This is a genomic window from Janibacter sp. GXQ6167, assembly GCF_041365945.1.
Classification (GTDB): Bacteria; Actinomycetota; Actinomycetes; order Actinomycetales; family Dermatophilaceae; genus JBGFSK01.
This window is the reverse complement of the sequence record NZ_JBGFSK010000004.1, coordinates 1-14,975: the sequence shown is the minus strand read 5'-3', so window position 1 is coordinate 14,975 and position 14,975 is coordinate 1. Positions and strand designations below refer to the sequence as shown.

General features: G+C 70.2%; 16 protein-coding genes and 1 rRNA gene. All 17 read right to left on the bottom strand.

The window, feature by feature from the left end:
* Positions 1-54: 54 nt before the first annotated feature.
* On the bottom strand, positions 55-456 hold the full coding sequence (locus AB8K43_RS06905; protein ID WP_370892818.1) for a YchJ family protein: 402 nt from the start codon (positions 454-456) through the stop codon (positions 55-57).
* Positions 453-1,085: an NUDIX domain-containing protein gene (locus AB8K43_RS06900; RefSeq protein WP_370892816.1), complete on the bottom strand. Its 633-nt coding sequence runs from the start codon at positions 1,083-1,085 to the stop codon at positions 453-455. The genes AB8K43_RS06905 and AB8K43_RS06900 overlap by 4 nt, the downstream gene beginning before the upstream one ends.
* On the bottom strand, positions 1,082-2,788 hold the full coding sequence (locus tag AB8K43_RS06895) for a CTP synthase (RefSeq protein WP_370892814.1): 1,707 nt from the start codon (positions 2,786-2,788) through the stop codon (positions 1,082-1,084). Before AB8K43_RS06895 ends, AB8K43_RS06900 begins: the two co-directional genes overlap by 4 nt.
* A gap of 20 nt (positions 2,789-2,808) precedes the next feature.
* The gene (locus AB8K43_RS06890; RefSeq protein WP_370892812.1) at positions 2,809-3,897 is read right to left on the bottom strand and encodes a glycosyltransferase family 4 protein; all 1,089 of its coding nucleotides are present in this window, start codon (positions 3,895-3,897) and stop codon (positions 2,809-2,811) included.
* Positions 3,894-5,558, bottom strand: coding sequence for a murein biosynthesis integral membrane protein MurJ (gene murJ, locus AB8K43_RS06885; protein WP_370892810.1), 1,665 nt, complete (start codon positions 5,556-5,558; stop codon positions 3,894-3,896). The genes AB8K43_RS06890 and murJ overlap by 4 nt, the downstream gene beginning before the upstream one ends.
* The gene (locus AB8K43_RS06880; protein WP_370892808.1) at positions 5,555-6,361 is read right to left on the bottom strand and encodes a hypothetical protein; all 807 of its coding nucleotides are present in this window, start codon (positions 6,359-6,361) and stop codon (positions 5,555-5,557) included. The genes murJ and AB8K43_RS06880 overlap by 4 nt, the downstream gene beginning before the upstream one ends.
* The gene (locus AB8K43_RS06875) at positions 6,361-7,299 is read right to left on the bottom strand and encodes a copper transporter (protein WP_370892806.1); all 939 of its coding nucleotides are present in this window, start codon (positions 7,297-7,299) and stop codon (positions 6,361-6,363) included. Before AB8K43_RS06875 ends, AB8K43_RS06880 begins: the two co-directional genes overlap by 1 nt.
* Positions 7,296-8,483, bottom strand: coding sequence for a putative cytokinetic ring protein SteA (steA, locus tag AB8K43_RS06870; protein ID WP_370892804.1), 1,188 nt, complete (start codon positions 8,481-8,483; stop codon positions 7,296-7,298). The genes AB8K43_RS06875 and steA overlap by 4 nt, the downstream gene beginning before the upstream one ends.
* Positions 8,484-10,241, bottom strand: coding sequence for a DNA repair protein RecN (gene recN, locus AB8K43_RS06865; RefSeq protein ID WP_370892802.1), 1,758 nt, complete (start codon positions 10,239-10,241; stop codon positions 8,484-8,486).
* 23 nt (positions 10,242-10,264) lie between these two features.
* The gene (locus AB8K43_RS06860) at positions 10,265-11,236 is read right to left on the bottom strand and encodes an NAD kinase (protein ID WP_370892800.1); all 972 of its coding nucleotides are present in this window, start codon (positions 11,234-11,236) and stop codon (positions 10,265-10,267) included.
* Positions 11,182-12,012: a TlyA family RNA methyltransferase gene (locus tag AB8K43_RS06855; RefSeq protein WP_370892798.1), complete on the bottom strand. Its 831-nt coding sequence runs from the start codon at positions 12,010-12,012 to the stop codon at positions 11,182-11,184. The genes AB8K43_RS06860 and AB8K43_RS06855 overlap by 55 nt, the downstream gene beginning before the upstream one ends.
* Complete coding sequence (locus tag AB8K43_RS06850) at positions 12,005-12,172, bottom strand: hypothetical protein (RefSeq protein WP_370892796.1); 168 nt, start codon at positions 12,170-12,172, stop codon at positions 12,005-12,007. Before AB8K43_RS06850 ends, AB8K43_RS06855 begins: the two co-directional genes overlap by 8 nt.
* Complete coding sequence (locus AB8K43_RS06845) at positions 12,169-12,681, bottom strand: hypothetical protein (protein WP_370892794.1); 513 nt, start codon at positions 12,679-12,681, stop codon at positions 12,169-12,171. Before AB8K43_RS06845 ends, AB8K43_RS06850 begins: the two co-directional genes overlap by 4 nt.
* 29 nt (positions 12,682-12,710) lie before the next feature.
* Entirely contained in the window at positions 12,711-13,733 is a 1,023-nt protein-coding gene (locus AB8K43_RS06840; protein ID WP_370892793.1) for an HAD-IIA family hydrolase, read from the bottom strand.
* On the bottom strand, positions 13,730-14,437 hold the full coding sequence (locus AB8K43_RS06835; protein WP_370892791.1) for a tetratricopeptide repeat protein: 708 nt from the start codon (positions 14,435-14,437) through the stop codon (positions 13,730-13,732). Before AB8K43_RS06835 ends, AB8K43_RS06840 begins: the two co-directional genes overlap by 4 nt.
* The gene (locus AB8K43_RS06830) at positions 14,434-14,715 is read right to left on the bottom strand and encodes a hypothetical protein (protein WP_370892789.1); all 282 of its coding nucleotides are present in this window, start codon (positions 14,713-14,715) and stop codon (positions 14,434-14,436) included. Before AB8K43_RS06830 ends, AB8K43_RS06835 begins: the two co-directional genes overlap by 4 nt.
* A 164-nt stretch (positions 14,716-14,879) precedes the next feature.
* Positions 14,880-14,975: ribosomal RNA gene (gene rrf, locus AB8K43_RS06825) — 5S ribosomal RNA — on the bottom strand; the annotation flags it as partial.

Here is a 14,975-nt window from a genome sequence, read left to right as displayed (position 1 = left end):
CTCATCCTACGAAGGAGCCCCCGAGACCTCCAACCGAAATATCGGCCCGGCGCTCTACGTCTCGGCGTCGACGTAGACCCAGCGCCCGGCGCGCCGGGCGAACCGGCTTCGTTCGCTGAGCTCCCCGCGCTGGCGCGCCGAACCTTCCCCGGACGTCCAGCGAGCGGTAAAGGCGACCATGCCGGTATCGGCGTCGCTTTCCCCGCCGCTCACCTCGTGGATCGTCAGGCCCGTCCAGGTGAGGCCGGGTGAGGACTCGATCGCCCGCGGCCGCGTCCGGGGGTGCCAGGTGCGCGCCAGGTAGGTCTCGGCCCGGGCGTCACCGCGCTGCAGGAGGGTGTAGGCCGTGTACCGCGAGCGCATGAGCGCCTCCGCGGTCGGTGCGGCGCCCCCATCGAGCCACGGTTCGCAGCAGGTGGCGAAGGGAGTCCCGCTGCCACACGGGCAGACGGTCATTGACGCTGGCCAGGGTGCTGCGGCCAGGGCGCATCGGCGGGGCGCAGGTCACGCCATCCCCGCTCGCGGGTCGCGCAGGCCGCGAGCGCTCCCGCGACGAGGCTCGGATTGTGCACCTCGCCGGCCAAGACCGCCTCACGGAGGTCGTCGAGCGAGACCCGCTGGGTGATGAGGTGGGCCTCCTCCCCTTCGCGCTCGTGCCGCTGATCGTGCGGGATCTCGCTCAGCCCGCGCGCCACGTAGATCCGAAGCGCCTCGTTCATCCCGCCCGGGGAGGAGAAGTAGTCAAGCAGCACCGCCCAATCCTCGGCGATCAGATCGACCTCTTCGGCGAGTTCTCGCTGCGCCGCCCGAAGGGGGTCCTCCCCCGGCACATCGAGGAGCCCGGCCGGGAGCTCCCACTCCCAGGAGGCGATGGGGTGTCGGTACTGACGGATCAGCAGGGCCTGATCGTCCTCATCGAGGGCCAGGACCGCAACCGCCCCGGGATGGTCGACGTACTCGCGCACGAGCATCCCCCCTTCGAAGGCGAAGGTGTCGCGTCGGACATCCCAGATCCGCCCCCGAAAGAGCAGATCGCTCGCGAGCAGATCCGGCCGGACGATCTCATCCCGGAGCCGTTTGCTCATGCGTCGGCGTTCGCCTCGGCGCGGGGGCGCTCGACCTCGACGAGCCGAGAGGCTCGTTGCAACTCGACGGCCGCGCCGATCAGGCCGGCGAAGAGGGGGTGGGCCGCGTCGGGACGCGACTTGAACTCCGGGTGCGCCTGGGTCGAGACGTAGTACGGATGGGTCTCACGCGGCAGTTCGACGAACTCGACGAGACCCAGCTCCGGGTGGGTGCCGCTCACGACGAGGCCCGCCTCGGTGAGCTGCGGGATGTACTCGTTGTTGACCTCGTAGCGGTGCCGGTGGCGCTCGCTGACCTCGGTGGTGCCATAGGCCTGCGCAGCCATCGAATCCGGCAGCAACCGAGCGGGATACGAGCCGAGGCGCATCGTGCCCCCGAGATCACCCTCGCCGGAGACGACGTGGTGCTGCTCGGCCATCGTGGAGACGACGGGCGCGGGAGTTTCCGGGTCGAACTCGGTCGAACTCGCGCCCTCGATCCCGGCGACATTGCGGGCGTACTCGATCACCATGCACTGCAGGCCAAGGCAGATCCCAAGGGTCGGGACCTGGTGCTCCCGCGCCCAGGTCAGTGCGCCGAGCTTGCCCTCGATCCCACGAATCCCGAACCCGCCGGGGACGAGCACCGCGTCGACTCCGCTCAACGCCTGCTGAGCACCCGCCGGAGTCTGGCAGGTGTCCGAAGCGACCCAGCGGATGTTGACCTTGGCGTCGTGGTGGAAGCCGCCTGCGCGGAGGGCCTCGGTGACGGAGAGGTAGGCGTCGGGCAGGTCGATGTACTTCCCGACGAGCGCGACCTCGACGCAGTGTTCGGGCTGGTGGACGCGGCGCAGGAGCCCGTCCCAGGACGTCCAGTTGACGTCGACGAAGTTCAGGTTGAGCCGACGGATGACGTACGTGTCGAAGCGCTCACGGTGAAGGACCTTCGGGATGTCGTAAATGCTCGGTGCGTCCACCGCGGCGGCCACGGCATCGGCGTCGACGTCGCACATCAGCGAGATCTTGCGCTTGATGTCCTCCGGGATGTCCCGATCTGCTCGCAACACCAATCCGTCGGGCTGAATACCGACCTGCCGCAGCGCGGCGACCGAGTGCTGCGTGGGCTTGGTCTTGAGCTCACCACTCGGCGCGAGGTAGGGCACGAGCGAGACGTGCAGGAAGAAGGAGTTGTCGCGGCCGACATCGTGACGGACCTGGCGGGCCGCTTCAAGGAAGGGCAGCGACTCGATGTCGCCGACGGTCCCACCGATCTCGGTGATGATGATGTCCGGCGCGTTCGCGTCGTCGACGCCGGGGCTCCCGGCAGCCGGGGCCCGCATCCGGTCCTTGATCTCGTTGGTGATGTGCGGGATGACCTGCACGGTGTCACCGAGGTACTCGCCGCGGCGCTCCTTGGCGATCACTCGGCTGTAGACCTGACCGGTCGTCACATTGGCCGAGCCATCGAGGTTGGTGCCGAGGAAGCGCTCGTAATGCCCGATGTCGAGATCGGTCTCGGCGCCGTCTTCGGTCACGAAGACCTCGCCGTGCTGGAAGGGGTTCATGGTCCCCGGATCGACATTGAGATACGGGTCCAGCTTTTGCATCGTGACCTTCAAGCCACGCGCGCTGAGCAGGTGTCCGAGGCTCGAGGCCGTCAGTCCCTTGCCGAGAGAGGAGGCCACGCCTCCGGTTACGAAGATGTGTTTCGTCGAAGCCGCCACGGGCTTCTACTGTACGTCACTTACGCCAGGTCCGCGTACCACCGCTGCCACGCCTCGGCGGTCTCCCTCGGAGTGGCCCATCTCGCGGCGCGGGCCCGGGCCCGTTCGGCAAGGGCCACGGCCTGCGAATTGTTGAGCGAGTCCGCGGCGGCGCGCCCAAAACGTGCCGGTTCCCCAACCGGCACCAGGGCGCCGACGCCATCGAGAAGATCGGGAAGCCCGCCGGTCCGGGTCGCGACCACCGCAGTCCCCGCGGCCATGGCCTCCTGGATGACCAGCGCTCGCGCCTCCCATGTTGAGGTGAGGACGAAGACATCGGCCGCCAACAACCAGGCGGTCGGGTCATCGACCGCCCCGAGGAGGGATACCGGCAACTGCTCGTCGTCAATCCGTGCCTGCAGTTCATTGCGGAGCCCGTGATCGCCGTCCCCGATCACGACCCACTGCGCCTTCGCGGGACCGTGCGCCGTCGCCGTCAGCAGGTCCGGCAATCTCTTCTGGGGGGCGATGCGGCAGATCGACACGACGAGCGGGAGGTCGGGGTCGAGGCCCGTGGAGATGAGCAGATCGGCGCGGTGCTGCGCGCGCCACGGCTCCCGGTCGAGGGCAAGGAGCCCGGCGACTCGAGGCGATGGCACCGGGGCCAGAGCGGTTGCCCGGGCCCCCAGCGTCGTCGCGAGGTCGACCAGGTCACTGCTCGCGCCGGTCATGAGCGCGGTTCGTGAGGCGAGCCACTGAGCGGCGCGGTGGCCGACCCGAGCGAGCTGTCCGTGGGTCGGGATCTGGTTGTGCAGGCTCACCACGAGAGGGGGCCGGCGCCGCCCCGCGAGCAGCGTGGCCGCGACGATTCCGGCCTGGAAACCGTGCGCGTGCACGATATCTGCGGCCCGCAGCGTCGAGCGCCACGACCTCGCCTGCGTGAGGGCGCGAAGGGGGCGGCGCCGATCGGGCCACCCGGTGCGACCAGCCGGGTACCGGAAGCGCTCCTGCGTCAGATCGTCGGTCAAGACGATCACCTCGTCCCCGAGGGCGGTGAGTTCGGCGACGAGGTCACGGACGTGCACCCCGATGCCGCCAGTGCTGCGTCCCAGCACCATGGCCACCCTCATCGCTCCCCCCTTCGCCCGGGAAGCAGACGGCGCAGCGGCCCCAACATGTGTGGCGCCCGCCAGGCGAGCAGCAGGATCGGCAGGATCGCGACCCCCAACCCGGCCAGGAGTCCAGCGCCGAGCGCTGGCCCGATCCCGGTCGACCACCGGTCCCCGATAGCGGACGCGAGGATGGCCCCGAGGCCGAGGGCGAGGAGCGCCACCAACGTCGGCAGCGCGAGCGCCCGCACGACCTCGGTCCCCCACGCCCGGGCGAGCAACATCAGCAGGAGTGCTGCGGCGATGCTCATCCCGACCGAGGAGGCCGCACCGAGCACGACAAGGGTCGGCCGAGCCCCTTCATCCGGAGCCAGCACGAGCAGGGGGATCAGGGCGCTCAGCACCCACCCGAGGGCCACGGCGGCCCCCGCAAGGAGCGGGCGACCACGGGCATAGAGCGCCCGGGTAGCGACCGCGGCGACCCCGAAGCCGATCAGCCCGGGGGCCCAGGCCGTCAAGGCCGGGCCCATCGCGGCGAGCGCGTCGCCGGCCCCGTCCTCTCGCCCCCGATCGAGGGCCGCGAAGACGGCCGCGATGGCACCGGCCGCGGCGATCAGCGATCCCGCGGCGATGCCGGTCAGGGCGGTGGTCGCGGCGAGCGCGGACCCCAAAGTGCGCCGCTCGGTCTCACCGGCGGAAGGAGCCGTGCGGTCGCCCGCCGCCAGCGTCGGGAAGGCGGCCGTGGCGATCGGGACAGCGAGCACGGCGTAGGGCAAGAGGTAGACGGTCTGGGCGTACTGGTTCACCACCACGGCGCCGTCCCCTCCGGACCGGTTCGCGACCTTCAGCATCACGAGCACCGCGAGTTGCTGGGCGACGAGCGCGATGAGGCCCGCTCCCGCAAGGGAAGTGGCCCGCCGCACCAGGTCCGTCGGCAGCGCCCACGCCGGACGCAGCCGGATCCCGGCCTGCCGGGCCGCGACCAGCAGCGGGAGACTGAGCGCGATAACTCCCCCAGTGGTCCCAAGGCCCAGGATCCACACGGCCGTCGCGGGGACCTCGGTCACCGAGCGGTTGGCCCCGACAACCAGGCCGTACGCCACATAGGTCGCGATGACCACGAGGCTGGAGAGCAGCGGGGCGAGCGCGGCCGCGACGAAGCGACGGTGGGCGTGGAGCACTCCGGTCACGACGACACCGATGCCGTAGAGCAGGATCTGCGGGGTGAAGAGGAGCAGCAGGTGGGTCCCGAGGGTGACGGCACCCTCGATCGGCAGATCACCGAGCAGGCGCGCGCTGATCCACGGCGCGGCCAGGAGGACCACCACGGTCACCGGGACGAGCGCGGCGAGGGTCCGGGTCAGGATTGCCGACGCGACCGCATCGACGTCCCCCCGCCCTTCCGGCGACCGATCGGCCTCGGCGGCGAGGCGGGCCAGAAGGGGGACGACGACCGCCGCCAGGATTCCGCCTGCGGCGATCTCGTAGACGATGTTCGGGATGGCGTTGACGGACTGATAGACCGTGCCGACGCCCGCAGCACCGACGGCCGCCGCAAAGACGAGCCATCGCGCGAAGCCCACCACGCGCGCGAGCGCGGTGATCATCGCGACGGTGCTGGCATCGCGAGCCAGGCTGCGGCCGGGCATCGGCGATGTGCTCCCCGGCAGGTCCAGGCTCATGGCGAGGTCCGACCCCAGGCATCGAGTTCGCGGAGCACCGGTGTGTTTTCGATGACCTTGGTGAAACTCACCCGCTCCGAGATGAGAGTGAGCGCGACGATCCCCGCGAGGATCGCGGCCCGGCCCCAGGGCGGGCACGCCCTCGTGAGCGCCAGACCGATCTGTGACCCCGCCGCGTTCGCACCACAGTCGCCGAGCATCCCCTCGGCACCAAGGTCGGCGGGCAACAAGGCAGCCGTCGCCCCAAGCAGGGGTCCGCTCACCGCCCGCGAGGTTGGCTCAGCGAGCAGGAGCGTCGCGGTCCCGCCGGCCGCCTTCAGGGCCCGTCCGGGCCGCAGGTCAAGCAAGTTGATCAGGTTCGCGGCCCCTGCCACCACACCGGTGTCGACCACCAGCCACACGAGGGGTGGACGGGTCGTCGCGGCGTGACGCTCCAGCAGCACCGCGGCGAGCGCACTCGCGCCGATGACCGCGATCTTGGCGGACCCGGTCGTGATCCGTCCGGACCGCAGAGCGCGAAGGTGTCCGCCAAGCCCCTTGGCCGTCGCGTCACCGGCGAGGTCGTCGACGCCGCCCATCACACCGGGGCCGACGATTGCCAGCACGGCGGGCAGATCCCGGCGCCAGATGGCTGGCAGCGCGGTGGCGGCGACAAAAACCGGGCCCTCGAGCAGGGTCACCGGTCGTCCCGCGAAGTTCGTGCGGCGCCAGGGCCCAGCGTGGATGCGACGGGCAAAGGTCATGCCAGCCCCCGCCACGATCCCGGCGAGGGCGGCTCCGGCCACCGCGGACGGAGCGCGCATCAGCCCTCCGGGATTGGTGCCGTGGCGTCTGCGCCGAGCCCGTAGTGGCCCGAGCCGCCGTCGGACTGCTCGACGAGAGCGAGCACGAGTGCGGCTCTCCCCAGCGGGAGCTCGGGGACATCGACGGTCGAGATCCCAGTCGACAAGGTGGCGTCGGCGCGGGCAACCGTGACGACGGAGACATCGGTATCCCCTCCCACCGTGCGGGGGGTACCGGTGAGGACGACCGCGCCACGGGCATCGATCGCGGCCGCCGTCCCGACCCAGGCGCTCGCGAGCGTCGTCGCCTCATCGGCCGTATCTGCGCTCACCGGGCCCCCGGTGACGACGACCAGTCGGGTGGCAGTGGGGACGTCATCGGGACCGTCTAGCAGATCCGCGTCCTTCAGGATCGACCAAATGCGCTGACGACCGGCGGTGTCGACCTGCCGTCCCCCCGAGGCTTGACCGGTCAAGGCGATGCCGAGTGCGACGTCAATGCGCTGTTGTCCCGACGCCACCGGTTCGCCAGACGCGGCCTCCTCGCCGGCCCGGTCGCGGGTCGTTTGGGCCGCCTCATCCTGTTGCACCCAGGCGTCGGTGAGCGCGATCGAGTCGGACACGCTCGCTCCCGCGAGCTTGAGGGTGCCGACGAGTTCCTCGGTGACGGTGCTGTCCGCCTGCGGCAGGGTCACCACGGTGACGGTTCGATCCCGCAGCCGACCGCTCACCACCCGCTCGAGAGTTGCCTCGTCGTAGGCATCGCGGCCCGACGCCTCCCGGGTGAGCTCGTTGATCTCGGCTCGCTGCGCGTCCTTCTCGGCTCGCAACTTGCTCACCTCGCCGGTCAGGGTGCTGCCGATCCCTTCGTTTAACGGGCCGGCTCCCAGCACGATCCCAATCGACAACGCGATGAGCACGGCCGCGAGCGAGACGATGTGATAGCGAAAATCGATCATGATGGTGAGAAAAGTCCCCCGATGAAGGCCCAGAAGTCATCCCACCGGGCGCCGATCAGTTGTAGCAGGGTCTGCCCGGCCGGTGTCGCGGACAGTGCGACGAAGAGCGCGAGGACACAGACGACCATAAGGGCGACGATCGGCCAGGCCGAGATGCGCGTCCGGTACAGCCGGCTGACCCCCTTCGCGTCGACGAGCTTGCTCCCGACCCGAAGCCGGGTGAGGAAGGTGCTCGACATCCCGGCTCGCCCCTTGTCGAGGAACTCCACCAGCGTCGCGTGGGTCCCGACCGCGGCGATCAGCGAGGCGCCCCGATCGTCCGCGAGGAGCATGGCGATGTCCTCGCTCGTGCCCGTCGCCGCGAAGATCACCGGCTCGATCCCTAGTTCCCTGACCCGATCGACACCCGGTGCCTTCCCGTCGCGGTAGGCGTGGACCACGATTTCGGCACCGGACGTCAGGGCCGCGTCGGAGACCGAGTCCATATCGCCGACGATCACGTCGGGGTTTCGGCCGGTCTCGAGCAGTGCGTCGGCTCCGCCGTCGACGCCGACGAGGACGGGCTTGTATTCGCGGATGTAGTGAGAGAGGACCGCGAGGTCTTCCTTGTAGTGGTACCCGCGCACGACGATGAGCGCATGGCGGCCCTCGAAGTCGGTCCGGACCTCCGGCACGCCCACCCCATCGATCAGGAGCTCACGCTCCTTGATGAGGTACTCCATCGTGTTGTGCGCAAAGGACTCGAGTTGGGAGGCGAGCCCCGCCTTCGCGGCGACCATCACCTCGGCGAGTTCCTCGGCCGTGATCAAGGTGCCGGTAAGCGGTTCCCCACCATCGTGCAGGACCGCGCCGTCGAGGCGCACTTGTTGCCCGTCCTTCAGCCGATCCATAAGGTCGTCGCCCGGCATGTCGATCAACGGGATCCCGGCAGCCACGATGATCTCGGGGCCCACATTGGGGTAGCGCCCGGAGACCGACGGGGAGGCGTTGATGACCGCAGCGGGGCGACAGGCGACCAGTGCCTCGCCACTCACCCGGTCGATGTCCTCGTGGTCGATGACCGCGATCTCGCCGGGACGAAGCCGCTTGGTCAGAGCCTTGGTGCGCCGGTCGACGCCGACCCGCGCGTGGATACCCGGTAACTCGGGCTCTCGCGGTCGGGATCGCAGCAGGTTCAGGCTCATCTAGGGCATCGTGCCATGACTGGACGCATCGGCCGCGCAGTCCGCAACCAGCTCGGCCGCGTGGCGCAGGGCTGCTTGCGAGTCGCCGCCGCCCATCATCCGGGCGAGCTCCCCGAGGCGATCCTCACCGGTCACCTCGACCACATCGCTGGAGGTGACCTGGCCGTCGTCGGCCTTGCGGACCACGAGGTGCCGGTCGGCGTGCGCGGCGACCTGCGCTAGGTGCGTCACGACGATGACCTGGCTCGTGCGGGCCAAGGCGGCGAGGCGTGCACCGACGTCCAGGCCCGCGCGCCCACCGACGCCGGCGTCGACCTCGTCAAAGACGAAGGTCGGCACGCTCGTCCCCGCTTCGGCCAGCGCGACCTCGATCGCGAGCATGACTCGGGAGAGTTCACCGCCCGAGGCGGCACGCACGACCGAGCGCGCCGGGCTTCCGCGGTTGGCCGCGAGCCGAATCTCGACCTCGTCGCACCCATCCGGTCCGACCTCGACGCTCGTCCCATCGGGCAGGCTGACCGTGCTGTCCTCGGCGGGATCCCCCGAGCGCAGATCGACCGCGATCTCGACCTGCGCCTTCGGCATCCCGAGATGAGCGAGTTCCTCGGTGATCCGAGCGGCCAGGCGCTCGCCGGCCGCGACGCGGGCCGAGTGCAACTCATCGGCGGCCCGCCCCACGTCCTGCGCCAGTTGCGCGACGTCGGCGTCCAAGCCCGCGAGCCGATCGTCGGCCGTGCTGAGTTCGAGCAGCCGCGCTTGAGCGCGCTCTCGATGCGCGAGGACCGCAGCGATGTCCTCGCCATAGCGCCGGGTGAGTTCGGTGAGGTCGGCCCGGCGCTGCTGGACCGCAGCGAGTCGCGCGGGGTCGACCTCGATCCCGGCCGCGTACCCGGCGAGATCGCCCGAGAGGTCGTTCGCGAGGACCCCGAGTTCACCCAATCGCTCATGAAGGTCAGCGACCTGTGGGTCATGGTCGGTCAGCGCCGCGAGCTCGTCTCGAGCACCGGCGATCAAGGCGACCGCATCCGCCAGACCGTCTTCGTCGCTCAGGCGTGCCCGGGCGCGCTCGGCGCCCGCCCGCAGGTCCTCGGCGTAGGCGAGGCGCTCCTCTTCGGCCCGCAGCTCGTCGTCCTCACCCGACTGAGGCTCGACGCGATCGATCTGCTCGACCTGGAAGGTCAGCAAGTCCACTTCCTGGGCTCGATCGCGCTCGCTCTCGCGAAGGGCGATGAGGTCCGCGCGAGCAGAGGACCAGCCCTCGTAGGCAGTGCGCAGCGCGCTTCGATGGGCGAGGAGGTCGGGACCCCCGAAATCGTCGAGGACCGCTCGGTGGTGCGACGGGCGGCGCAATCGCCACTGGTCGGCCTGCCCGTGGACGGCGAGCAGACTCTCCGAGAGCGTCCCCAGCAGGGCCACCGGGGCCGCCCTGCCCCCGACGTGTGCTCGGCTCCGACCGGTCGCGGCGAGGGTCCGCGCGAGGATCACCTCGCCGTCCTCAGGCTCGACGCCGGCCTCGGTGAGTTCGGTTAGCGCCGGCGAATCCTCGGTGAGTTCGACGACCCCTTCGACGATGCTGCGCTCGGCCCCCGCGCGCACCAGCCCAGCGTCGGCCCGCGCGCCGAAGAGGAGCCCCAGGCCGCTCACGACCATGGTCTTCCCGGCGCCGGTTTCCCCGGTTACGACGGTGAAGCCGGGATGCAGATCGAGGCGCGCCTCGGCGATCACCCCGAGATCGCGGATATGAATCTCGTGGAGCATCTACCCCACCCTCCGAGCGCGGCTCATGTGCCCCGGCCCAAACGGCTGCTGCCCGATCGCCCCCGCCAACCGTGCACCGACAGGTCGAACTTCGCGACGAGCCGGTCGGTGAAGGGAGATGAAGTGAGCCGGGCAAGACGCACGGGTTCGGCCGAGCGCTGGACCTCGATCCGGCTCCCCGGCGGCAACTCGAACCCGCGGTGACCGTCTCCCCAGAGGATCCCGTGCGCTTCGGCGTCCGGGACGATCTCGACCGCGAGGTGCGAGGTCGGGCCGAGCACCAGGGGCCTCGCGAAGAGCGCGTGTGCGCTAATCGGCACGACGAGGACCGCTTCGACGCCCGGCCAGACGACCGGTCCCCCGGCGCTGAACGCGTAGGCGGTGGAGCCGGTCGGGGTCGCGATCACGACTCCATCGCAACCCCAGGTCGATAAGGGACGGCCATCGATCTCGACGGTGAGTTCGAGCATCCGCTCGCGGGAGGCCTTTTCGACCGTGACCTCGTTCAGCGCCCAGCTCCGGGTCAGTTCCCGTCCGTCGCGGGTGGCGACGACATCCAGAGCCATGCGCTCTTCGACCGTGTACGCCCGCTCGACGATGTGCTCGACGGTCGCATCCAGGTCCTCCCGCTCGGCCTCGGCGAGGAAGCCGACATGCCCGAGGTTGATCCCAAGGATCGGGACCTCGCTCCCGCGCGCCAGGTCGGCGCCGCGCAGGATCGTGCCGTCGCCGCCCAACACGCACACGAGTTCGGCCCCTTCGACCGGGTCGAAGTCATCGGCGATCCGGACCCCTTCCAGCGCGCCGAGGGAGGTCGCAGCCAGGCTGCGCGGAATCGTCGCTTCGATACCGGCTGCCCGCAGGCGCTCGGCCACCCCGGTGGCTGCTGCCAGGGCGTCAGCACGCCCAGGGTGCGCCAGGAGCACGACACGACGGTCGGTCACGAGGGAGTCCTTTCGATCAGTTGGTCCACGGCCTCCACCTGAGCCTGCCATGGCAGACCGCCGCCCACGGCACGGGTGAGTCGCACCAGATACTCCGTGTTGCCCTCGCCACCACGAAGGGGGCTCCGCGCGAGCCCCTGCACCTCCAGACCGACGTCGGCGGCCCGTTCGAGGACTCCAAGCAGTGCTCGGCGGTGATCCTTCGGTGCGGTCACGACGCCACTTTTTGGCAGTCGCGCTCGACCCACTTCGAATTGGGGTTTGACGAGCAGCAGCGCCTCTCCCCCCGAGGCGAGCACCGCGGCGACGGAGTCAAGGACGAGGCGAAGGGAGATGAAGCTGAGATCGCCCACCACGATGTCGACCGGTCCATCAAGGTCGTCTGCGGTGAGTCCCCGAGCGGTCGTGCCGCTTCGATCCTCGACCCGTGGGTCGGCGACGAGTTCAGCGGCAAGTTGGTCGTGCCCGACATCGAGCGCGATGACCTGGGCCGCCCCGTGGGCGAGGAGCACCTGGGTGAAGCCGCCGGTGCAGGCGCCGAGGTCGAGGCATCGAGCGCCCTTCGGATCGACCTCGGGGAAGGCCTCGAGCGCACCGATCAGTTTGCGCGCGGCCCGACTGACCCACTGTCGATCATCGCCGGTCACGCGGATCTGCTGACCGGGTTCGACCGGTAGCGCGGGTTTGCGCGCCGGGCGACCCGCGAGCTCGACGGCGCCCGCCGCGATCAGGTCGCGGGCCTGCCCCCGTGACCGGGCCAGGCCGTGCCGGACGAGAGCCTGATCAAGTCGCTCGGGCACCTCTGCCGTCACGAGGTGATCAGCCACCGAGGTCGGCCAGCCCCGCCTGCAGGGCGCGATGCACGCCGTCGGCCGCCTCGAGCTGGGCGTCGAGATCGGCAGGGTCGCTCTCAGCGAGGGACGTCAGCGCCGCATCGATCGCGTCATGACCGGTGAGCGGAGCGGGTTCGGCGGGCGTCACGCTCACGAGTCGGCCTTCGGCGAAGGAGTCTTCTCGGCGGGCGCCTTTTTCGTGGCCGACCTGGCCGCTGCGGTCTTCTTCGTCGCTGCGGTCTTCTTCGCCCCGGTGCGCTTCGCCGGGGCCTTCTTCGCCGCGGACGCGGCTGACGCCGACTTCTTCGCCGCAGCGCGCTTGGCGGGGGCCTTGCGCGCGGCGGTCTTCTTCGCCGGCGCTGCCTTCTTCGCTGGCGCGGTCTTCTCCGCCGTCGTCTTGGCCGGCTCGTTCACTGAGCGGCGGGCCGCATCGCGAATATGCGGCGGATGCACCGAGACCTGGCGGGCGAGCAGAGCCTCGGAGGCGGCACCGAGATCCCCTTCCTCGGGATCGGGCCACGCAGACGGGGCGCCTTCCTCGCGCGCCGGTGAGGCGGTCGCCACGACGAGCCCGTCAACGAGGCGCACGACATCGAGCGTGCGGGACAGGACGGCGTCGGTGGTGCTGAGGCCAAGGTGCAGCAGGTGACGAGCAGGGTCCACGGGATCAGTCGCTTTCGTATCGATGGTGCTTACACGGTACCGACGCTGCGGCGCATGATGGCAGCCGCCTGCTCGGGCGTGATCTGGGCCTCATCAACCCCCCACCAGAGCACGTCCAAGGCGGACCGCGCCCGATCAATAGGTGTGCCGCCCTCGAGGACTAGTCCCCCGGTGTCCTGCAGGTCCAAGACGGCCAGGGCGTCGCCACGGCGCGACGTGCCGCCCTCCCCCCTTCTCACGGGGTAAGGACGGTGCAGGTCCGCACAGTCACGCAGCAGGTAATCAGGCCGCTGCTCTGGCGGGGCGGCCGCGGCGTCATTCGCGTTGTGGACGCCCGTCAGGACCAGGGCGCTCGCCGTGCCAGCGGAGTGCGCCCCCGCGATGTCCGTCTGGAGCCGGTCGCCGATGGCGAGAACCTCCGCGGTTTCCACCCCGAGTGCCCGCGCGGCCATCTGGTACATCGGGGGGTGAGGCTTGCCCACCACGATCGGCTCGACGCCGACAGCGACCCGGACTGCTCCGACCAGGGCGCCGTTACCGGGCGCCTCCCCTCGCTCCGTGGGCAAGGTGGCGTCATCGTTGGTGGCGACCCAGCGAGCACCGCCCTCGATCGCGTAGGCCGCTTCGCCGAGGTCGCCCGCCGTCACCTCCGCCCCGTAACCCTGCAAGACCACCTCGACCGTCACTCCGGCAGCATGGTCCTTCGGACGTATGGGGCGCAGGTCATGAATCTCAAGGGCACGCGCTACCCCTTCACCCCCCACGGCGAGCACCGCCGTGCCAGGGGGCACCATCGTCGCGACCTGCGCGGCGCCGGCCAGCGAGCTGGTGAGTACGGACGCATCGAGAAGCGTCAGCCCAAGGCTCCGCAGGTGCGCCGCGACCTCCTCGGGGGGCCGTGACGCGTTGTTGGTGGCCCACACGATCGGGATGGTGAGCGCGCTGAGGGCCTCGACGGCACCGGGTACGGCTTGCGCCCCGCGGTAGACGACCCCATCGAGGTCGCAGACGACCCCCCGGTAATGATCGGCGAGCGAAGGCTCGACACTCACGCGCGCTCCGGATCCTCGCCGGTCACGTCGTCGGTCCCCTCGTGATCGTCGTGAGCGGCCACGACAATCCCATCGATCAGGTCGACCCGCTCCGCAGCATCGGTCTCCGCGTCTTCATCGGCCACCGCTGCACGCGCAAACCAGTCCCGCGCCTCGTCTTCGCGTCCGGCCTCCAGCAGGGCATCGGCATACGCGTAATACAGGCGGGCCGCCCACGGTTTGCCCTCGGCAACCTGGACCTGGTTTTGCAGGGCCAAGACCGCCGCGGCGGCCTGTCCCATATCCCGCCGGATCCCAGAACCGACGATGAGCAATTCGATCTGCTCTTCTCGACCAAGATCACGAGCCTCCGGGGAACCCAAGAGTTCCAGGGCCCGCTCCGGGCGGCCGAGTCCCCGCTCGCAGTCGACCATCAACGGCAAGAGGTGAGACGACCCACTCAGCCGGCGGACGGTGCGGAACTCGGTCAGCGCCCGGGCGAAATCGCCAGCGCGGTAGGCGACAAACCCCAGCGCCTCCCGCGCGGCCGGGACCCGTCCGGCGCGGCGCACCGCGGTCTCTGCGTGCGCCATCGCACCGTCGATGTCGTCGACCTCAAGCAACGCCGAGACCATCACCAAATGCTTGGCGACACCTTCGGCATTGTCCTTGCTCAGGGTGTCGAGCTGGCGCAGGACGCTCCGGTCCAGTTCCTTGCCCGTCACGTCGTCGGCGATGGCCGGATCCGGGCGTCGTCCCTGCTTCGGAACCAGGCGGGGTCCGCCCGCGCTGCGCTGTTCATCCGAGCGCTCGCGCCCACCCCGGGCCGGCCGGCCTTCGCGACGGCCCCGGTCGTCCCGATTGCCGCCCCGGTCATCGCGCCGGTCATCGCGGCGTCCTCGGTCATCCCGCCGGCCGCCGCGCGGGCCCCCACCCGGGCGGCCGCCCGCGGGACGGCCGCCACGCCGACCACCATCGCGGCCGCCGACGTCCCCGCGCTCATCGCCGCGGTCTCGCTGATCTGCCATGGATCCTTGCCCCTTGTCGAAAGATGTCCTCACGTCAGCCTAGCCCGGCCGACCGCACGCCGACATAAAGAAAACGCCCCTACCGACTCACTTGCAAAAACAAGTGTCTCGGTAAGGGCGTTTCCTTTTATGAAAGTTTGTCCGGCTGTGTCCTACTCTCCCACACCGTCTCCAGTGCAGTACCATCGGCGCTGAGAGGCTTAGCTTCCGGGTTCGGAATGGGACCGGGCGTTTC

What these genes read in the sequence shown, in the direction of transcription:
- recN (WP_370892802.1), bottom strand. Translation starts at nt 10,241, where the DNA reads ATGCTCCACGAGATTCATATCCGCGATCTCGGGGTGATCGCCGAGGCG.
- murJ (WP_370892810.1), bottom strand. Translation starts at nt 5,558, where the DNA reads ATGAGCCTGGACCTGCCGGGGAGCACATCGCCGATGCCCGGCCGCAGC.
- AB8K43_RS06875 (WP_370892806.1), bottom strand. Translation starts at nt 7,299, where the DNA reads ATGATCGATTTTCGCTATCACATCGTCTCGCTCGCGGCCGTGCTCATC.
- AB8K43_RS06860 (WP_370892800.1), bottom strand. Translation starts at nt 11,236, where the DNA reads ATGGCAGGCTCAGGTGGAGGCCGTGGACCAACTGATCGAAAGGACTCC.
- AB8K43_RS06900 (WP_370892816.1), bottom strand. Translation starts at nt 1,085, where the DNA reads ATGAGCAAACGGCTCCGGGATGAGATCGTCCGGCCGGATCTGCTCGCG.
- AB8K43_RS06830 (WP_370892789.1), bottom strand. Translation starts at nt 14,715, where the DNA reads ATGAGCGCGGGGACGTCGGCGGCCGCGATGGTGGTCGGCGTGGCGGCC.
- AB8K43_RS06905 (WP_370892818.1), bottom strand. Translation starts at nt 456, where the DNA reads ATGACCGTCTGCCCGTGTGGCAGCGGGACTCCCTTCGCCACCTGCTGC.
- AB8K43_RS06890 (WP_370892812.1), bottom strand. Translation starts at nt 3,897, where the DNA reads ATGAGGGTGGCCATGGTGCTGGGACGCAGCACTGGCGGCATCGGGGTG.
- steA (WP_370892804.1), bottom strand. Translation starts at nt 8,483, where the DNA reads ATGAGCCTGAACCTGCTGCGATCCCGACCGCGAGAGCCCGAGTTACCG.
- AB8K43_RS06880 (WP_370892808.1), bottom strand. Translation starts at nt 6,361, where the DNA reads ATGCGCGCTCCGTCCGCGGTGGCCGGAGCCGCCCTCGCCGGGATCGTG.